We start from the raw sequence: 18,711 nt of genomic DNA on the forward strand, positions 1-18,711 counted from the left end.
GGAGGGACGGCGTCGAGTGCGCGGGTCTCCGCGTGCTCCTCGGGGGCGGGGGCAGGCGCCGGCACGGGCGCCTGGGCCGACGCTGCCGCGCTGGACGCGTCGGCGTCAGTCAAGTCGTCGACCGGCTGCGCCTCGTCGACTGCTTCGGGCGCGTCATCGGGCGCGGCGTCGTCGCCCGGCGCGGCATCAGCGTCATCGGGCTCGTCCGCCTGGGGGGCCTGCGGCTCGGCGTCATCGGGCAGCACGTCGACCGCGTCGAGGACGGCGTCGTCGTCGCCCACAGCGTCGTCAGCGGCCTCGCCGTCGGCAATGCCCTCGTCGCCCGCAGCGTCGTCGCCCGTGGGGGCTGTCCCGTCGGGGCCGTCGGCTATGCCGGAGCCCTCGCGTTCGTGCTCTGCGGTGTCGGGGGTGTCCGAGGCGAGGCTCGGCGCGTGTTCGTCGACCTGTTCGTTGGTGCCCATCGTTGACTCCCCCTGCGACATGGTGGTGCGGGTGATACAGGCGCAGATTCTACGGGCGCCGCCCGGGCTGCCTGGTCAAGCGCAGGCGCGTCACCGGGTCTGCACTCATTCGCCACAGGTGGCGCCGGACAGGGCACGTCACGCGAGGTCTGCGGGGGCTCAGCGGATCCCGTGCATGCGCCCGCGCAGGTGCACCAAGCCGCCGGCGTCGGGGGCTCCCTGCTGGGCGCCGAGGACCTCGCCGACGATGATGTCGTGGTCGCCGGCCGGGTGGATGGCGGCGGTGCGGCAGTCGAACCAGGCGGCGGCGCCGTCGATCCAGGCGGCGCCGGACAGCGGCGCCGTGCGGTGCGCGACGCGGGCGAGCTGCCCGACGGCGGGGCGGCCAGGTGACGCGAGCCAGTCGGCGACGGGTCCCGCGGTGTCGGAGAGCACGCTCACGGCCCAGGTGTCCACGTCGTCGAGGGCGTCACGGAGCCGGGAGTCCTGGTGCACGCAGAACAGGAGCATCGCGGGCTCGAGGGAGACGGACGCCAAGGAGCTGACGGTGGTGGCGTGGTCGGTGCCCCGCCAGCGCAGCGAGACGACGCCGACCCCGGAGGGCAGGCGGCCGATGGCGGCGCGGTAGACGACGGGGTCGACGGGCTGGGGGGCGACGGCGCCGGTCATGGCGCCTCGGGGCCCGTCTTGCCCCGTCGGCTGCGGCGTTCGCGGGGCTCGTCGCTGAAGAGGCGGCGTGGGGCGAAGGCCGCGGCGGCGAGGGCGAGCCCGGAGCCGATGATCCACCACCAGCCGAGCGAGTCCCCGGCCGGGACGAGCACGTCGCCGCCGGGGCCGGTCTGGGCGAGGAGCTGGACCATGAAGTACAGGCCGCCGGCGTAGCCGATGAAGGTGATCCAGCCGGCCCAGGCGCGCACCGCGATGCCCGTCGACAGCACGAGGGCGAGCGCGAGCACCATGCCCCACGGTGTCTCGGAACGGTGCATGACGGTGCCGACGGCGCCCACGACGGCGCCCAGGAGGAGGGCTGCCACGCCACGGAGGATCGAGGCGCCGGTCAGTGGTTGCACGGCTTCAGGCTACCTTTCGGACCCCAGTGGGCCAGGCCACGGCCTCTGGCCGAGATCCCGGCGCCAGGCGGTGGCCCTCGACGGCCAGCAGGGGGGCGAGGACGTCGTTGCTCAGCGCGTATTGGCCCAGCACGACGGGGTCGGCGCCGGGTGACACGCGCCCCAGGGCGTGCACCTGCGTCGCGTGGGCGCGCAGGGCGCCGACGACGGCGGGCAGCACGGGCGCCACGTCGACCACGACGTCGATCTCGTCGTCGGGCACGGCGACGGACGGCAGCGGCCCGTCCGGGTCGGGGACGGCCAGCGCGGGCTCGGCGCTGTGCTGGCCGGGGGCCGCGGGCTCGGCGGCCAGTGCCGCGTAGGCCTGCCGCAGGGCCGACTGCCCCTGCGCGGCCCAGAGCACCACGGGAGTGGTGTGCGGGGCGCCCGCCTCGGGCTCCCATGCGGGGTCCGCCGCGAGCCGCACCGCCGCCATGGCGACCTCGTGGGCGCGCACGTGGTCGGGGTGCCCGTAGCCGCCGCCCGGCTCGTACGTGGCGACGACGGAGGGTCGGCGGTCGCGGAGCACGCGGGCGAGTCGCCCGGCGGCCTCGTCCAGTGGCGCGGCGACGAACGCGTCGGGGGGCAGGTCCGCGAGACGGCCGGCTTGCCCGACGCCGGCCCAGGCCATGCCCGAGTCCGCGTACCGGGCGGCGGAGGGCTCCCCGGCGGGGCCCTGCCCAGCGGGGCCGGGCACGGTGTCGAGGAACACGTGGTCGCGCACGCCGAGCCGCGCGAGGGCGGCCGCGAGCTCGCCGGTGCGGTGCGCGGCGAGCGCCGGGCCGTCGCCCTCGAGGTGCGCGAGGGCGGAGCCGATGACCTCGCCACGCTCGCCACGAGTGCACGTGACGACTGTGGCGGGCGCGCCGGCGGCCGCCCACGTGGCCAGCAGCGCCCCGGTGGCCAGAGTCTCGTCGTCAGGGTGCGCGTGCACCGCGACGAGCGGGCCCACGGCCACCGGGCTCACCACAGGCCAGTCCCTCAGGCGCGCTTGGTGCGGGCGAACGCGCGGGCGCGCTCGGTCTGGTCGAGGATCACCTTGCGGATCCGCACGACCTCGGGGGTCACCTCGACGCACTCGTCCTCACGGGCGAACTCAAGGCTCTCCTCGAGGGTGAGGTGACGCGGCGGAGTGAGGTTCTCGAACGTGTCGCTGGAGGCAGCGCGCATGTTCGTGAGCTTCTTCTCCTTGGTGATGTTGACGTCCATGTCCTCGTTGCGAGCGTTCTCGCCGACGATCATGCCCTCGTAGACCTCCTGCGTGGGGTCGACGAAGAACGAGCCGCGCTCCTGCAGGTTGATCATCGCGAAGGGCGTGACCACACCGGCGCGGTCGGCGACGAGCGAGCCGTTGACACGGGTCTCGATCGGGCCGGCCCACGGCTCGTAGCCCTCGGCGATCGAGGACGCGATGCCGGTGCCGCGGGTGTCCGTCATGAAGCGCGTGCGGAAGCCGATGAGGCCACGGGCGGGGACCACGAACTCCATGCGGACCCAGCCGGTGCCGTGGTTCGACATGGTCTCCATGCGGCCCTTGCGCTGCGCGAGGAGCTGGGTCACCGAGCCCAGGTACTCCTCGGGCACGTCGATGGTCATGCGCTCCATCGGCTCGTGGCGCTTGCCGTCGATCATGCGCGTGACGACCTGCGGCTTGCCGACGGTGAGCTCGAAGCCCTCGCGGCGCATCTGCTCGACGAGGATGGCCAGCGCGAGCTCGCCACGGCCCTGGACCTCCCACGCGTCGGGACGCTCGGTGGGCAGGACGCGCAGCGACACGTTGCCGATGAGCTCCTTGTCGAGGCGGTCCTTGACCTGGCGCGCGGTGACCTTGTGGCCCTTGCCGCCACGGCCCGCGAGCGGGGACGTGTTGATGCCGATGGTCATGGAGATCGCCGGGTCGTCGACCTTGATGAGCGGCAGCGGCCGCGGGTCGTCGGGGTCCGTGAGCGTCTCGCCGATGGTGATGTCCTCGATGCCGGCGACGGCGACGATGTCACCGGGGCCCGCCGAGTCAGTGGGCACGCGGTCGAGCGCCTTGGTCTCCAGCAGCTCGGTGATCTTCACGTTCTGCAGGGTGCCGTCGGCACGGGCCCACGCGACCGTCTGGCCCTTGCGGAGCGTGCCGTTGTACATCCGCAGCAGCGCGAGGCGGCCCAGGAACGGCGACGCGTCGAGGTTCGTGACGTGCGCCTGGAGCGGCGCGCCCTCGTCGTACGTCGGGGCGGGGATCTTCTCGATGATGGTGGCGAACAGCGGCTCCAGGGAGTCGCTGTCGGCGGGGAGGGTGCCGTCGGGCGGCTGGATCCGCGAGGCGCGGCCCGCCTTGGCTGCGGCGTAGACGACCGGCACGTCGAGGATGGCGTCCAGGTCGAGGTCCGGGACGTCCTCGTGCAGGTCGCTCGCGAGGCCGAGCAGCAGGTCGGTGGCCTCGACGACCACCTCGGAGATGCGCGAGTCGGGCCGGTCCACCTTGTTGACCACGATGATCACGGGCTTCTTCGACTCGAGCGCCTTGCGGAGCACGAAGCGCGTCTGGGGCAGCGGGCCCTCGGACGCGTCGACCAGCAGCACCACGCCGTCGACCATCGACAGGCCGCGCTCGACCTCGCCGCCGAAGTCGGCGTGGCCCGGGGTGTCGATCACGTTGATGGTGATGCCGTCAGGCTCGCCAGCCGCCGCGGCCGCGGGACCCGTGTACCGGATCGCCGTGTTCTTCGCGAGGATGGTGATGCCCTTCTCGCGTTCGAGGTCACCCGAGTCCATCGCCCGTTCGTCGACGTGGGCGTGGTCGCCGAACGACCCCGCCTGCCACAGCATGGCGTCGACGAGAGTGGTCTTGCCGTGGTCGACGTGGGCGACGATCGCGACATTGCGCAGGTCGGAGCGCACAGACATGGGGAACTCATTTCGCATGATGGGGAGCGCACCCGTCAGCGGGCGCCCGAGAATCCTACCTGCCCTGACTAGTCGGGCTTTCCAGGGAGCCTGTCAAGGGGCCTTGGTCAGGCGCGGACTCCCTGGTCAGAACCGCCGAAGATATTCAGCGCGGCGCCCGGGATCGCGGCCAGCAGGTCGCGCGTGTACTGCTCCCGGGGGTTGTCGAACACCTCGTCGGTGACGGCGGCCTCGACGATCTTGCCGCTCTTCATGACGCACACCTCGTCGGCGATCTGGCGGACCACCGCGAGGTCGTGCGTGATGAACAGGTAGCTGAGCCCGAGCTCCGCCTGCAGGTCGTTGAGCAGCGTGAGGATCTGCGCCTGCACGAGCACGTCGAGCGCCGAGACGGCCTCGTCGCAGACGATGACTTCGGGGCCCAGCGCCAGGGCGCGCGCGATGGCGATGCGCTGGCGCTGCCCGCCGGACAGCTCGTTGGGGTACCGGCGCATGGTGGACGCCGGCAGCGCCACGAGGTCGAGCAGCTCGCGGACCCTGGCCTCGCGCGACTTCTGGTCGCCGATCTTGTGGGTGCGCAGCGGCTCCTCGATCGTGCGGTAGATCGAGTACATCGGGTCGAGCGAGCCGTACGGGTTCTGGAAGATCGGCTGCACGCGACGGCGGAAGTCGAACAACTGGGCCCGGTTGAGCGTGCTCAGGTCCGTCCCGTCGAACAGGATGCGGCCGCTGGTGGGGTCGAGCAGGTTGAGCACGATGTTCGCCACAGTGGACTTGCCCGAGCCGGACTCCCCCACCAGCGCCATCGTCGTGCCGCGCTTGATCGAGAACGACACGTCGTCGACGGCCGTGAACTCCTTCTGCTTGCCCGGCCGCCCGCCGCGCAGCTTGAAGGTGCGCGTGAGGTGCTCCACGGCCACGACGTCGTCGCGGGTCGTGTTCACGCCGTCGCCGCCCGTCGGGGCGAGCAGCTCGGTGGTCGCGACACCCCGCTCCTTGGCGCTCTGGATGCGCTGCGAGGCGAGCGAGGGCGCGGACGCCACCAGTCGCTGCGTGTACGGGTGCCTCGGCGCGCTGAGGATGTCGCGCGCGGGGCCGGACTCGACGACCTTGCCGCGGTACATCACCACAAGGTGCTCGGCGCGCTCGGCGGCCAGGCCCAGGTCGTGCGTGATGAACAGCACGGCGGTGCCGAGCTCCTCGGTGAGGCCCTGCAGGTGGTCCAGGATCGTGCGCTGGACCGTGACGTCCAGGGCGGACGTCGGCTCGTCGGCGATGAGCAGCTTGGGGCGCGCCGCGAGGCCGATCGCGATCAGCGCGCGCTGGCGCATGCCGCCCGAGTACTCGTGCGGGTACTGCTTCGCCCGACGGGCCGCGTCGGGCAGGCCCGCCTCGGTCAGCAGCTCCGCGACGCGCTTGTCCGCTGCCGTGCCGCGCGCCACGCCGTTGGCCTTGAGGGCCTCCTTGACCTGGAACCCGACGGACCACACGGGGTTGAGGTTCGACATCGGGTCCTGCGGGACCAGGCCGATCTCCTTGCCGCGCACCGCGACCATCTCGCGGCGGCTCAGCGTCGCCAGGTCCCGGCCCTCGAACATGATCGACCCACCGGTGACCTTGCCGGTGCCCGGCAGCAGGTCGATGATCGCGTGCGCGGTCGTCGACTTGCCGGATCCCGACTCGCCCACGATCGCGACCGTCTGGCCGGGGTAGACCGTGAGGTCCACGCCGCGCACAGCGGGCACGACGCCCGCCGCCGTGGTGAAGGAGACCTCGAGGTCGCGGATCGCCAGCAGTGGCTGCTGGTCGCTCGGGCGCGCGGCGGCGCCTGTCGATGTCGGCTGGCTCATCGCTTGCGTGCCTTCGGGTCGAGGGCGTCGCGCACGGCGTCGCCCATCATGATGAAGCTGAGCACGGTCAGGGCGAGCGCCCCGGCCGGGTAGAAGAGCACCGACGGCTGGCTGCGCAGCGACGTCTGGGCCTTCGAGATGTCGGCGCCCCACGAGGTGACCTCAGGGGGGAGGCCGATGCCCAGGAAGGACAGGGTGGCCTCGGCCACGATGAACGTGCCCAGGGCGACCGTCGCGTAGACGATGACCGGCGCCGCGGCGTTCGGGATGACGTGGCGCAGCAGCGTCTTCACCCGGGAGGCGCCGAGCGACTTCGCGGCGGTGACGAAGTCCGCGTTCTTGACGCTCATCACCGCGCCGCGCATCACGCGGGCGAGCTGCGGCCAGCCGAAGATGCCGAGCACCACCACCACGGTGAGGATGTTGCGGCTCTCCTTGAACATCTGCATGACGACGATCGCGGCGAGCACCAGCGGGATCGCGAAGAAGATGTCCGTGACGCGGGACAGCACGGCGTCGAACCAGCCGCCGAAGAAGCCGGCGACAGCCCCGATCAGGCCGCCGACGAGGACCACGACGAAGGTGGTCAGCACGCCGACGAGCACCGAGGCGCGCGCGCCGTAGATGGTGCGCGCGTAGATGTCGCAGCCCTGGCGGTCGAAGCCGAACGGGTGGCCCGCGCTGGGGCCGTCGAGGCTGTTCTTCAGCTCGCAGAACCGCGGGTCCGTGGACGTGAACAGGCCGGGGAACGCGGCGACGGCCACGACCAGCAGGATCAGCGTCGCGGAGATCCAGAACAGCGGGCGGCGGCGCAGGTTGTGCCAGGCGTCGACCCACAGGCTCGCGGGAGCGGCGCCCTCGTCGATGGAGTCCACGACTTCCAGCGGGGCCTGGTCCAGGTTGGCGAAGTAGTGCGCCTGGTGCGGACGGGTGGTGGCGTCAGGCATAACGGATCCTCGGGTCGAGTGCCGCGTAGAGGAGGTCGACGAGCAGGTTCGCGACGATGTAGACGATGACGAGCACCGTCGTCACGGACACGACGGTCGTGGACTGCCCCTGCTGGATCGCGCGGAACAGCGTCCCGCCGACCCCGTTGATGTTGAAGATGCCCTCGGTGATGATCGCGCCGCCCATCAGGGCGCCCAGGTCGGCGCCGAGGAACGTCACCACGGGGATCAGGGAGTTGCGCAGCACGTGCACGCTGACCACCCGGGGCCGGGACAGGCCCTTCGCGGTGGCGGTGCGGACGTGGTCGGCCGTGAGGTTCTCCGCGACCGAGTTGCGGGTCAGCCGGAGCACATAGGCGAAGGAGACCGCGCCGAGCACGATGGCCGGCATGATCAGCGACGTGAAGCTCACGTCCGAGCCCACGGCGGTGGGCAGCCAGCGCAGCTTCACGCCGACGACGAACTGCATCACGAAGCCGATGACGAACGTCGGCACCGCGACCACCAGCAGGCTCAGGACGAGCACGGTGGCGTCGAAGGCCTTGCCCTTGCGGAGGCCGGCGATCACGCCGGCGGCGATGCCGAAGACGGCCTCGAAGACCAGCGCCATCACGGCGAGCTGGAACGTGACGGGGAACGCGTCGGCCATGACGTCCGTCACGGGCCGGCCGGAGAACGTGGTCCCCAAGTCGAAGGTGAAGATGCCCTGCAGGTAGAGCAGGTACTGGACGAGGAACGGCTTGTCCAGGTTGTACTCCGCGCGGATCTGCGCTGCCACAGCGGGGTTGAGCCCCCGCTCGCCACCCAGGGCGGCGACGGGGTCCCCGGGGAGCAGGAACACCATCGCGTAGATCAGCAGCGTGGCCCCGAGGAACACCGGGATCATCTGCAAGAGCCTGCGCCCGACGTACCAGGCCATCAGGTCTCCTCCTCGTGTGGTTCCACGCGCCTCGCGGCCACGCGGACAGACAGTGGGAGCCCGCTCCGGACTTCCCGGGCGGGCGAGCCCTGGGGGTGGGGCCGGCGCGGCTCCACCCCCAGGGCGTCAGGCGAGGTCAGTTCTTGGTGACCTCGTAGAGCAGCGGGACGCTGTTCCAGCCGAACTCGACGTTCGAGACGGTGTCAGCGGAGCCGCCGGTGACGTTCTGGTACCAGAGCGGGATCGCCGGGAGGTCCTGGAACAGGACTTCCTGCGCCTGCGTGAAGTACTCGTTGGCCTCGTCGACCGACGTGGCCGCGGAGCCCTGCGCGAGCAGCGAGTCGAACTCGGCGTTCGAGTAGCCGGCGTCGTTCGAGCCTGCCCCGGTGCCGTACAGCGGGCCGAGGAAGTTGTAGAGGCCCGGGTAGTCGGCCTGCCAGCCGGAGCGGAACGCACCGGAGATGGCGCCGTTGGTGACGTCCTCGCGGAGGTCCTTGAAGGCGGGGTACGGGTTGCCCTCGGCGGAGATGCCCAGGGTGTTGCGCAGGCTGTTGGCCACAGCGTCGACCCAGGCCTGGTGGCCGCCGTCGCTGTTGTAGCCGATCGTGAACGTGCCGGTGTACGGCGAGATCGCGTCAGCCTGGGCCCACAGCGACTTGGCCTTGGCCGCGTTGTAGTCGAGCACCTCGGAGCCGGCCACGGAGTCGGACCAGCCGTCGATCACGGGCGACGTGAAGTCGTCCGCGGGGGTGCGGGTGCCCTCGAAGATCGCGTCGGTGATCTCCTCGCGGTTGATCGCCATGGAGATCGCCTGGCGGCGGAGCTGGCCCTCGGCGCCGCTGAAGTGCTCGAGGCCCATCGGGATGATGAGCGTCTGGATCATCGCGGCGGGCTGGTTGACCGCACGGTCGCCCAGCTCGTCCTCAAGGGTGCTGAACGCGCTGTCCGGAACCTGGTCGAGCACGTCGAGCTGGCCGGCGAGCAGGTCGTTGTAGGCGCCGTCGAGGGTCTCGTAGAACTTGACCGTCACCCCGCCGTTCTGCGCCTTGCGGTCGCCGGAGTAGTCCTCGTTCGGCGTCAGGGCGATCTCGACGTTGTGCTGCCACGCGTCCTCGGAGGCCACCTTGTAGGGGCCGTTGCCGATCGGGTGCTCGCCGAAGGCGTCCATGTCCTCGAACGCGACCTGGGGCAGCGGGAAGTACGCGGAGTAGCCGAGGCGCAGCGGGAAGTCGGCCTCAGGCTGCTTGAGCTTCACGGTGAAGGTCGTGTCATCGACGATCTGGAGCCCGGTGAGCTCGGAGTCCTCGTCCCACGAGAAGCCCTCGATGCCCTCGAAGAAGTAGCTCGAGAGCTGGGCGTTGCTCAGCTTGGCGCCGTAGTTCCAGGCGTCGACGAAGCTCTCGGACGTGACGGGCTCGCCGTTGGTGAACGTCCAGCCCTCGTTGAGGGTGATCGTGTAGGTCTGCGCGTCCTCGGTCTCGATGGACTTCGCGACCTCGTTGTGCGCGGCGCCGTCGGCGTCGTAGTAGACCAGGCCCGCGAAGACCAGGTCGATGATCTTCCCGCCGCCGACCTCGTTGGTGTTGGTGGGGATGAGCGGGTTCTGCGGCTCACTGCCCCAGGCGGTCACGATGCCGCCCGAGCTGTCAGCCGTGGAGCCGCCGCCGTCCGTGCCCGCGCTGGCGCACGAGGTCAGGGCAAGCGCGCCCACCGCGATGGTGGCCGCGAAGCCGGCGAAACGCCTGATCTTCATTGTTCCTCCAGTGGAATCCGGACAGGCCCGGAATTCGGTGACCGCGGTCGGCTCGACAGGCCGCGGTCGAGCAGCAACGGGGGCGCGGCATGCCGGCCGGGTGGCAGGCGTGACCGTCACCGTGCGCGATCGATCCCGAGTGGCTGGAACGGGTGGCACAGGCCGAACAACCCCCCAGCGCTCGAGCACCGAGCGGCGGGCGAGTCGATCCGCCATTCAGGCGGTCGATTCATCCCATAGGGTTAATTTGGACCAAAGCCATCACCTTGCAGCCGCGCACATGGTATACGCCGAATCCGGGAGCGATGGACACACGTCCAATGTGCGGTCACCCGCCCCGCCGCGACCCCTGGCACACGACAGGCAGGGCCGGCGCGGAAGTCCGCGCCGGCCCTGCCTGTCGTGTGGTGAGACGCGCTCAGAGCGCGTTCGGCGGCACCCTGTCCTCGCCGATGCCGTCGAGCCGGGCGGCCGACGCGCGCGCCAGCGCCTCGTGCTCGATCGCGTCCTGCTCCTGTGCGGCCTCGGCCAGCAACGCCGCGCGGGCCTCCCGCCGACGGCGCTGCTCCACCGGGTCCGGCACCGGCACGGCCGCGAGCAGCCGCTGCGTGTACGGGTGCTGCGGGGAGTGCACCACCTGCTCCGTGGCGCCATGCTCCACGAGCCTCCCCTGGTGCATCACGGCCACCCGGCTGGAGAGGATCTCCACCACCGCCAGGTCATGCGAGATGAACAGGCACGCGAACCCGTGCTCGCGCTGCAGCTCCTGGAACAGCTCCAGCACGCGGGCCTGCACCGAGACGTCCAACGCCGAGGTCGGCTCGTCGGCCACCAACAGCTTCGGCTCCAGCGACAGCGCCCGGGCGATGCCGACGCGCTGGCGCTGCCCGCCCGAGAGCTCATGCGGGTACCGGTTGCGCATGGCGCGCGGCAAGTGCACCTGGTCCAGCAGCTCCTCGACCCGGCGGCTCAGCTCGGCGCCCTTGATGCCGGAGTGCAGCATCAGCGGCTCGCCGATCGACTCGCCGATCGGCAGGCGCGGGTTGAGCGAGGAGCCCGGGTCCTGGAAGACGATCCCGACCTGGTGGCGCAGCGGCGCCAAGGTCTTGCGGGACGCGCCGACCATGTCCACCCCGGCCACCCGCAGCGTGCCCGCGGAGACGGGCAGCAGGCCCACGACGGCGCGGCCGATGGTGGTCTTGCCCGAGCCGGACTCCCCCACCAGGCCCACGACCTCGCCCTGGTGCAGGGTCAAGTCGACGCCGTCCACCGCGCGGAACCCGGGCGCGCGCCCGCGACCGGGGTACTCGATGACCATGCCCTGCGCGTCGAGCACGACCGGGCGCTCATCCGCGGGCGGCGCTGTGGGCGCCGGCTCGGGCTCGGTGACGACAGTGGCCGCCGTGCGAGCGGAGCCCAGGTGCGGCACCGCCGCGAGCAGCGAGCGGGTGTACGGGTGCTGCGGGTTCGAGAAGATCTGCTCCGCCGCGCCCTGCTCGACGACGCGCCCGTCCTTCATCACCAGGATCGAGTCGGCCAAGTCCGCCACCACGCCCATGTCATGGGTGATCAGCACGATGCCCGAGTCGATGCGGGTGCGCAGATCGCGCATGAGCTGCAGGATCTCCGCCTGCACCGTCACGTCCAACGCCGTGGTCGGCTCGTCGGCGATCAGCAGCCGCGGGTCGCAGGCCAGCGCCTGGGCGATCATCGCGCGCTGCCGCTGACCACCGGAGAGCTGGTGCGGGTAGGAGTCGAACCGGCGCTCCGGCTCGGGGATCTCCACCATGGTCAGCAGCTCGATGGCGCGGGCCTTGGCCTCCTTGGGGCCCATCGGGAAGTGCGTGCGCAGCGTCTCCACGATCTGGAAGCCGACCGTGTAGACGGGGTTCAGGGCCGTCATCGGCTCCTGGAAGATGACCGCGACCTCCTTGCCCCGCACATGGCGCAGCCGCCCGGGCGACATGCCCAGCAGCTCGCGGCCGTCGAGCATGGCGCTGCCATACGCGCGGCCGTTGGGGGGCAGCAGGCCGATCAGCGACATCGACGACTGCGTCTTGCCGGAGCCCGACTCGCCGACGATGGCGAGCACCTCGCCCGGGCGCACGTCGTAGCTGACGTCCACGGCGGCGGGGAACCACTCCCCGTCCACGTAGAAGTTGACGCTCAGGTCGCGGACGGTCAGGACCGGCTCGGCGCGCTCGCGCGCGGGCGCCTCGACTGCGGTATCAGTGGCCACGGGTGATCTGGTCCTTCCGGGGGGTCCTGCATGCGCCCGCGGGCGTGACAGGCGTGCTCATCGTGTCTGGGAGCATGTGCGCATGGGTGCTGCGCGGGTGTTCAGGTCGATGCCGGGTCGTGTGCTGACGGTCGCGACAGCCTTCGCCGGGCTGGTGTGCCTGGTGGCGATGGCCGTCGGCGGCGGCTCGGAGCTGCTGCGCTACGGCGCCGTGCCGCTGCTCGTCGTGCTGCTGGTGTGGGCCATGTTCTGGCGCCCGCGGGTCGAGGTCTCCGACGGCGGCATCGAGCTGCGCAACGTGCTGCGCACAGTGCATGTGCCGTGGCCCGCGTACCGGGGCGCCGACACCCGCCTCGCCCTGAAGATCGAGACCACCGGCGGCGACTACACCGCCTGGGCGACGCCCGCCCGCAGCGGGGCCCCCGCCCGCCGCGACCTGGCCACGCCGGTCGACGCGCGCCGCACGGCCACCGGGGCCAGCGCCGACGCCGCGGCCCTGGAGATCGCCGCCCGCCACACGGCGCTGCGCGAGGCCGGGCACCTGGACCGGGTTCCCGCGCAGGGAGCCCCAGAGCCGACCGTCCGCTGGCACTGGGATGTGGTGGCCGGCTGCGCGGTGCTGTCCGTGCTGGTCGCGCTCGGCGCCGCCGCAGGCTGACGGGGCCGCCTGCGAGGGCCTGAGCAGGCCCGTCATCAGAGTCCCGGTTCCGTGGCCGGCGCGGCCGACCGCGCCGCACGGGCCGCCGCGCGGTCCATCTTGCGCTGCGACGGGATGCGCTTCTGCCGCGGGTCGAACGCGTCCCGCATGCCGTCGCCGATGAAGTTCACCGTCAGCGCGATCGCCACGATCAGCAGGCCCGGCCACCAGAACAGCCACGGCCGCGTCGCGAACGCCTCCTGGTACTGGTTGATGAGCTGGCCCAGCGACACGTTGGGGTAGCGGATGCCCATTCCCACGAAGCTGAGCGCCGTCTCCAGCAGGATCGCCGAGCTCATCAGCAGCGTCTGGTTGACGATGATGACGCCGATCGAGTTCGGCAGCATGTGCTTGAAGATGATCCGGCGGTCGCTCGCCCCGGCCACGCGGGCCGCGTCGACGAACTCCCGCTCGCGCAGCGACAGGAACTCCCCGCGCACCAGCCGCGCCAACGTCGTCCACGACGCCAGGCCGAGGAAGATCGCCAGCAGGTACGCGCCGCCGGCGCCCGCGGCGAGGCTGCCCAGGATCGCGCCGAGCACGAGCACGGGGATGGTGATGACCAGGTCTGTGAACCGCATCAGCCAGCTGTCCAGCGCGCCGCGGTAGTAGCCCGCCAGCGCGCCCACGAGGATGCCCACCATCGAGGCCACCAGGCCCACGATGACCATCACGGTGAGCGACGTCTGCGTGCCGCGCATGACGCGCGCGAACACGTCACGGCCGGCCTCGTCCTGGCCGAAGGGGTGCTCCCCGATCGCCAGGCCGGTGCCGCCCAGCCATGTGGGCAGGCTCATTGTGGGCGTCCCGCCCGGGTTGGTCAGCGTGCCCGTCTCATTGGGCGTGAACTTCCACCACCCGGGGATCGGGCCGACGCCGATCGACGTGAAGGCCAGCAGCACGATGCCGATGAGCACCACCATCGCCGCGACGGCCGCGCGGTGGCGGAAGAACCGCCGCAAGACGATCTGGTTCTGCGAGAGCCCCTCGACCTCTTTGAGCTCGATGGCGTTCTCGACGGCCTCCTCCGGGGGCAGCTCGTCGAGGGCGCCGTGCGGGGAGGGGGTCGATGGCGTGCTCATGCGTTCACCCGGATTCGAGGGTCGAGTGCGGCATAGATGAGGTCGGCGAGGATGTTCGCGAGGACCGCGAGCCCTGCCGTGATCACGAGGTAGGCCATGATCGGCTCGATCTCCGCGTTGTGCAGCGACTTGATGAAGAGCTGGCCCATGCCGGGCCGTCCGAAGACCTGCTCGGTGATGATCGCGCCGCCGAACAGCGCGACGATGTCCAGCGGGACGATGGTGGCCAGCGGGATCATCGAGTTGCGGAACCCGTGGCGCATCACCACTGTCCGCTCGGAGAGCCCCTTGGCCCGGGCTGTGCGGATGTAGTCCTGGCCCATCACCTCGAGCATGCTGGCGCGGGAGAACCGCGTGTACCCGGCGAAGCTGATGAGCAGCAGCGCCATCGTCGGCAGCAGCAGGTGGGTGTAGGTGTCGAGCGTCCGCACCCAGAAGTCACCGCCCAGGTTCGGGGTCCGGTCGCCGACAGTGGCGATGGGACGGCCGTTGATCGCCGGGGCGGCGAAGTACTTGGGCCACACCTGCATGACCTCGTCGATGAAGATCATGGCGGAGACGGCCAGGGCGGTCAGCGCCGCGGTGCGCGAGGACTGCCCGTGGTCCGGGCCGCCCCACAGCCGCCCGACGAGCCAGCCCGATCCGATGGCGACGCCGCCCAGCGCGAGGGCGAGCGGCCAGCTCATGGGCACGTACGCGAAGAGGTACTGCAGCGGCGTGTAGAGCACGATGCCGAGCACCACGACGGACACCGCGGAGCCGAGCGACCGGCGGTTGCGCAGGCCTGTCGACAGCGTGGTGATGCCGAAGGCGATGCCCGTGCCGACGACGGCGATGAGCACGGGGCCCAGGTGCGGGGTCTTCCACCAGCCGCTGAGCGACAGGTAGGCCAGGACGGCGGTGGTGGCCACGGCGCCGATGGCGAAGCCGATGACGCGCCGGCGGGCATCGCCCCCGACAGCCAATGCGGCGACGACGCCGAGCACCACCCCTGCGCCGATCATCGCCGGCCACGACTGCGAGGCGTCGGCGAGGAAGTCGTTGAACCCGATCGCGCCCCACTGCTTGAGCAGGACCGCCACCCAGAACGCGGGCAGCGAGTAGAGGACGAACGAGACGAAGGTGATGAGGTAGTCGAACGACGTGTACTGGCGCAGCGCGCTGACGATGCCGACGGCCACCCCGAACAGGATGGCGAGCAGCGTCGCGGCGCTGACGAGCTGCAGCGTCGAGACCACGGCCCCGCCGAGCTTGTCGCTGACGGCCTGGCCGCTCACCCACGCCGTGCCGAGGTCGCCGGTGAGGAAGTTGCCGAGCCACTTGACGTACCGGACCACCACTGGCGTGTCCAAGTCGAGGAGCGCCCGCCGGGCGGCGATGAGCTGCGCCTTATTGGGCGACGTGCTCTCGAGGAGGTCGTCGAGGGGCCGGATCGAGACCGACACCATCAGGTACATCAGGAAGCTCGACGCCAGCAGGGTGGCAAGCCCTTGCAGGATTCGTCGCGATATGAAGGTGAACATCGAAAGCGATACCTCGCAGTGACAGCGGAATCCCCCGTGGCCGCGCCAGCGTACGCGCTCCTGGGCCGCGACTCGAAATGCGCGGCCCCCACTGGGGCCCGCCCCGGCCGTCAGAACGGGGGCGGGGAAGAAAAGGACACGACCGTGACGCCGACCGCTGGGGCATGAAACCACGAAGCGCGCCGGAACTCGGGGTTCCGGCGCGCTCGCGTGGTACCCAGACCGCTGTCAGGCCTGGTCAGGCGTATAGCCGAGCCGAATGGTCAGCTGGTGGCGGAAGGCTCGTTGCCCGCCGTCGTGCCCGTGGTCTCCCAGTTCCAGAATCCCGCGAAGATCGTGGGCGAGATGCTGATCGGCGTGACACCGGTGATGTTCTTCCAGGCCTGGATCGCCGGGAACTGGAAGATCGTGGTGCCGAATGCGTCATCCCAGAGGATCTTCTCGACCGCGATCTGGATCTCGATCTGCTTGGCCGGGTCGGTCTCGACCTGGAGCTCGTCGAAGAGCGCGTCAACCTCGGCGTTGGAGTACCCGCCGTAGTTGTTCACGCCACCCGTGCGGTAGTTGGCGTCCGACTCGGTGACGGCCGTCGAGGTGGACTGCCAGCCGAAGAGCGAGGCGTCGTACTGGTCCTGGCCGGAGGACAGGAGCGTGCCCCACTCGGTGGCGGGCTTGCTCGCGTCGACGAGCGTGAAGCCAGCGGCGGCCGCCGTCTCCGTGATGAGCGCGAACTGCGTCTGGCGGCGCGTGTTGTCACCGTTGAACGCGAAGCGGACGTTGATCGGCGTGGTCACGCCGGCCTCGGCGAGCAGCGCCTTGGCGCCCTCGATGTCCTCTGCCGCCGCGTAGGCGTCGGAGCCGTTGCCCTTGACCATGTCGTCGTAGTCAGAGGAGCCGGGGATGATGATGAACGAGTTGCGCACCTCGGCGTCCGGGTTCAGCGGGACGATGAGGTTGTCCACGATCTGCTGGCGCGGGATCGCCTTGAGGAACGCCTGGCGGACCTTGCGGGCCTTGTCGGCGTCGCCGCCGTAGGTGGCCGGGTCGAACGGGCCGCCGTTGTTGAAGACCAGGTCGACGTGCTCGTACGTGCCCTCGACACCGCTGAGCGACGTGACGTCGTCGCCCAGGGCCTCGATCGCGGCGCGGACGTCAGCGGTGGCCTGCGGGCCGATCAGGTCGACCTCACCGTTCTGCAGGGCCGTGACCTGGGCCATCGGGTCCTCGATGTACCGGATGGTGACGCTGTCGACCTTCGGCTTGAGGTCGCCCTTGTAGTCGGGGTTCGCCTCGAGCGTCATGTGCGAGTTCTCGACGTACTCCTTCATCAGGAAGGCGCCGTTGGAGACGTAGACCTTCTCGTCAGACGGCAGGCTCGTGAACTCGAAGCCGGAGTTCCAGACCTTCGAGAGCTTGCTCAGCGCCTCGACGTCGTTCTCCTGGATGGCGGTGACGACGGCGGCCTTGGCCTCCGCGGCGTCCTCGATGCCCAGGGCGAGCTGGCCCGCGACGTGCGCCGGGATGTCGGACTTCTGGAAGTCGGCCTCCCAGTCGGCGAACGGCTTGGAGTAGACGAACGTGATCGTCTTGCCGTCGTCGCTGATCTCCGGGGTCTCGGTGACGAGCGCGCGCCCGGGGACGTTGCCGTCGAAGTAGACGCCAGCGTCGATCTCCGCCTGGTTGAGGACCTCGCCCGTCTCCGGGTCTTCCTCGGCCTCGACGTTGTTGAAGACGTTGGACGTGCCCGCCCACTCGAGGAGCAGGTCAGCGGCGTCGGTCGGCGTGCCGTCGCTCCACTTGACGTCGTCCGCGTACGTGTACTTGACCGTCAGCGGGTCGTCGCTGATCTTCTCGTAGGTGCCGAAGGACTCGTCGTGGACGAGCTCCAGGCCCTCGTTGTAGTACCAGAACGCGCCGTTCAGCATGGAGGTGATGACCGCGTTCTGCGTGGCGTTGCCGTTCACGGAGCTCGTGTTGAGCTCGTTCAGCGGCGCCTCCCACGCGACGGTGATGGTGCTGGAGTCCGAGATGCCGGAGTCCTGCTCCGCCGGGCCCGAGCATGCCGCCAGCACGAGCGAACCCGCCGCCAGCGTGGAGACGGCCGCAACCGCTCGCATCGTCTTCAATGTTCCTCCTGGGAATGTGTGACGAACCCGCCGCACACTGCGACGCGGTTCGGACACCGGGCGCCTCCCGTCCTGTTCGGACAGGCCGGCGCCAAGGGATGTGTGGTCACGCTAGCCATGTCGCCAGGGACATATCGGACTCTGCGGTTTCGCACAGCGGATCGTTACCGTATCGATACTGGGCAGTATCGTCCACGATATGAGATCGACATCCCCGGAAACATCGCTGTTACACAGCGGGGACGGTCGAAGAGCGCGAAAAGTGGCCGATCGCGCTGCATGAACAGGATGCGCATGCTATGGGCGAGCGTGATTCCTCGCCAGACCACGCGCCCAGGGGCACTGCTGGCCCGGCGCACGGCGGGCGATATCGTGCGGTATGCGGCCCACATTCCTGGACTCCACGCCCTCCTGGCCGCATTGCGCGCCGGCGAGGCACAGGTTAGGGCGCCGATGAGAAATGGCGTCGGCAGTGGTCTGCACACCGTCCGGTGAACGCGACGCGCCTCAAGGGAGAGCACCCAGATGAGACCACTTCGATACTCGATCAACGTCACGCTCGACGGCTGCTGCCATCACGAGGCGGGACTCCCCCCAGACGAGGAGTCGATGCGCTACTGGACCGCCGAGATGGAGCGCGCCGATGCCCTGCTCTTCGGCCGGGTGACCTACGAGATGATGGAGTCGGCGTGGCGGAAGCCGGCCACGGGCACATGGCCCGACTGGATGCTGGAGTGGCAGATCCCGTTCGCCGAGGCCATCGACCGGGCGAGAAAGCACGTCGTGTCGAGCACGCTGAGCGAGGTCGACTGGAACGCCGAGCTGGTGCGGGACGACCTAGGGCCGGCGGTTGAGCGGCTCAAGCAGGAGTCAGGCGAGGGCCTGTGGGTGGGCGGCGTGACGCTCCCCTTGGCACTGGCGGATCTCGGGCTGATCGACGAGTACGAGTTCCTGGTGCAGCCGGTCCTCTCCGGACACGGGCCGACGCTGCTCGCCGGACTGCGCGAGCGCATCCAACTCGATCTCGTGAACCGCCACGAGCTCCAGTCCGGAGCGGTCGCCCTGCGATACCGGCCCGCGCCAGTCACGGCCTGACCGCTCCACAAGGAG

General features: G+C 70.5%; 14 protein-coding genes and 1 pseudogene. 2 read left to right on the forward strand and 13 right to left on the reverse strand.

The genetic code is table 11. From position 1 onward, the window contains the following. From QUV83_RS00005 to QUV83_RS00050, 10 genes and pseudogenes are all read right to left on the reverse strand, one after another. Nucleotides 1-461, reverse strand: a pseudogene (locus QUV83_RS00005) (hypothetical protein); the annotation flags it as partial. Between the two features lie 159 nt (nt 462-620). Further along, a complete protein-coding gene (locus QUV83_RS00010; RefSeq protein WP_289561536.1) occupies nt 621-1,130 on the reverse strand; it encodes a flavin reductase family protein in 510 nt (169 codons plus the stop codon). Further along, complete coding sequence (locus QUV83_RS00015; protein ID WP_289561537.1) at nt 1,127-1,495, reverse strand: hypothetical protein; 369 nt, start codon at nt 1,493-1,495, stop codon at nt 1,127-1,129. The genes QUV83_RS00010 and QUV83_RS00015 overlap by 4 nt, the downstream gene beginning before the upstream one ends. 40 nt (nt 1,496-1,535) lie before the next feature. Further along, complete coding sequence (locus QUV83_RS00020) at nt 1,536-2,540, reverse strand: PIG-L family deacetylase (RefSeq protein ID WP_289561538.1); 1,005 nt, start codon at nt 2,538-2,540, stop codon at nt 1,536-1,538. Nucleotides 2,541-2,551: 11 nt separating this feature from the next. Then, a complete protein-coding gene (gene typA / locus QUV83_RS00025) occupies nt 2,552-4,465 on the reverse strand; it encodes a translational GTPase TypA (protein ID WP_289561539.1) in 1,914 nt (637 codons plus the stop codon). A gap of 107 nt (nt 4,466-4,572) precedes the next feature. Further along, entirely contained in the window at nt 4,573-6,315 is a 1,743-nt protein-coding gene (locus QUV83_RS00030) for a dipeptide ABC transporter ATP-binding protein (RefSeq protein ID WP_289561540.1), read from the reverse strand. After that, nucleotides 6,312-7,262 carry an ABC transporter permease gene (locus QUV83_RS00035; RefSeq protein ID WP_289561541.1) on the reverse strand — a complete coding sequence of 317 codons (951 nt, stop codon included), beginning with the start codon at nt 7,260-7,262 and terminating at the stop codon, nt 6,312-6,314. The genes QUV83_RS00030 and QUV83_RS00035 overlap by 4 nt, the downstream gene beginning before the upstream one ends. Next, entirely contained in the window at nt 7,255-8,181 is a 927-nt protein-coding gene (locus QUV83_RS00040; RefSeq protein WP_289561542.1) for an ABC transporter permease, read from the reverse strand. The genes QUV83_RS00035 and QUV83_RS00040 overlap by 8 nt, the downstream gene beginning before the upstream one ends. A 136-nt stretch (nt 8,182-8,317) precedes the next feature. Then, nucleotides 8,318-9,934 (reverse strand): peptide ABC transporter substrate-binding protein, encoded by a 1,617-nt coding sequence (locus tag QUV83_RS00045; protein ID WP_289561543.1) that lies wholly within the window; start codon nt 9,932-9,934, stop codon nt 8,318-8,320. Between the two features lie 418 nt (nt 9,935-10,352). Continuing rightward, on the reverse strand, nt 10,353-12,173 hold the full coding sequence (locus QUV83_RS00050) for an ABC transporter ATP-binding protein (RefSeq protein ID WP_289561544.1): 1,821 nt from the start codon (nt 12,171-12,173) through the stop codon (nt 10,353-10,355). Nucleotides 12,174-12,255: 82 nt separating this feature from the next. Here QUV83_RS00050 and QUV83_RS00055 point away from each other — a divergent pair, with 82 nt between their 5' ends. Continuing rightward, nucleotides 12,256-12,831, forward strand: a complete 576-nt coding sequence (locus QUV83_RS00055; RefSeq protein ID WP_289561545.1) for a PH domain-containing protein — start codon at nt 12,256-12,258, stop codon at nt 12,829-12,831. Between the two features lie 35 nt (nt 12,832-12,866). Here the strand turns inward: QUV83_RS00055 and QUV83_RS00060 are convergent, their stop codons facing one another. The 3 genes from QUV83_RS00060 to QUV83_RS00070 form a co-directional block, all read right to left on the reverse strand. Beyond that, entirely contained in the window at nt 12,867-13,952 is a 1,086-nt protein-coding gene (locus QUV83_RS00060) for an ABC transporter permease (RefSeq protein ID WP_289561546.1), read from the reverse strand. Beyond that, nucleotides 13,949-15,475, reverse strand: coding sequence for an ABC transporter permease (locus QUV83_RS00065; protein ID WP_289561547.1), 1,527 nt, complete (start codon nt 15,473-15,475; stop codon nt 13,949-13,951). Before QUV83_RS00065 ends, QUV83_RS00060 begins: the two co-directional genes overlap by 4 nt. Nucleotides 15,476-15,738: 263 nt before the next feature. After that, nucleotides 15,739-17,592 carry an ABC transporter family substrate-binding protein gene (locus QUV83_RS00070; RefSeq protein ID WP_289561548.1) on the reverse strand — a complete coding sequence of 618 codons (1,854 nt, stop codon included), beginning with the start codon at nt 17,590-17,592 and terminating at the stop codon, nt 15,739-15,741. A 534-nt stretch (nt 17,593-18,126) separates the two neighbouring features. On the opposite strand from QUV83_RS00070, the gene QUV83_RS00075 reads away from it, so the two are divergent. Continuing rightward, nucleotides 18,127-18,696, forward strand: a complete 570-nt coding sequence (locus QUV83_RS00075) for a dihydrofolate reductase family protein (RefSeq protein WP_289561549.1) — start codon at nt 18,127-18,129, stop codon at nt 18,694-18,696. Nucleotides 18,697-18,711: the final 15 nt, after the last annotated feature.

This window comes from Cellulomonas cellasea, from assembly GCF_030372105.1.
GTDB lineage: Bacteria > Actinomycetota > Actinomycetes > Actinomycetales > Cellulomonadaceae > Cellulomonas_A > Cellulomonas_A cellasea_A.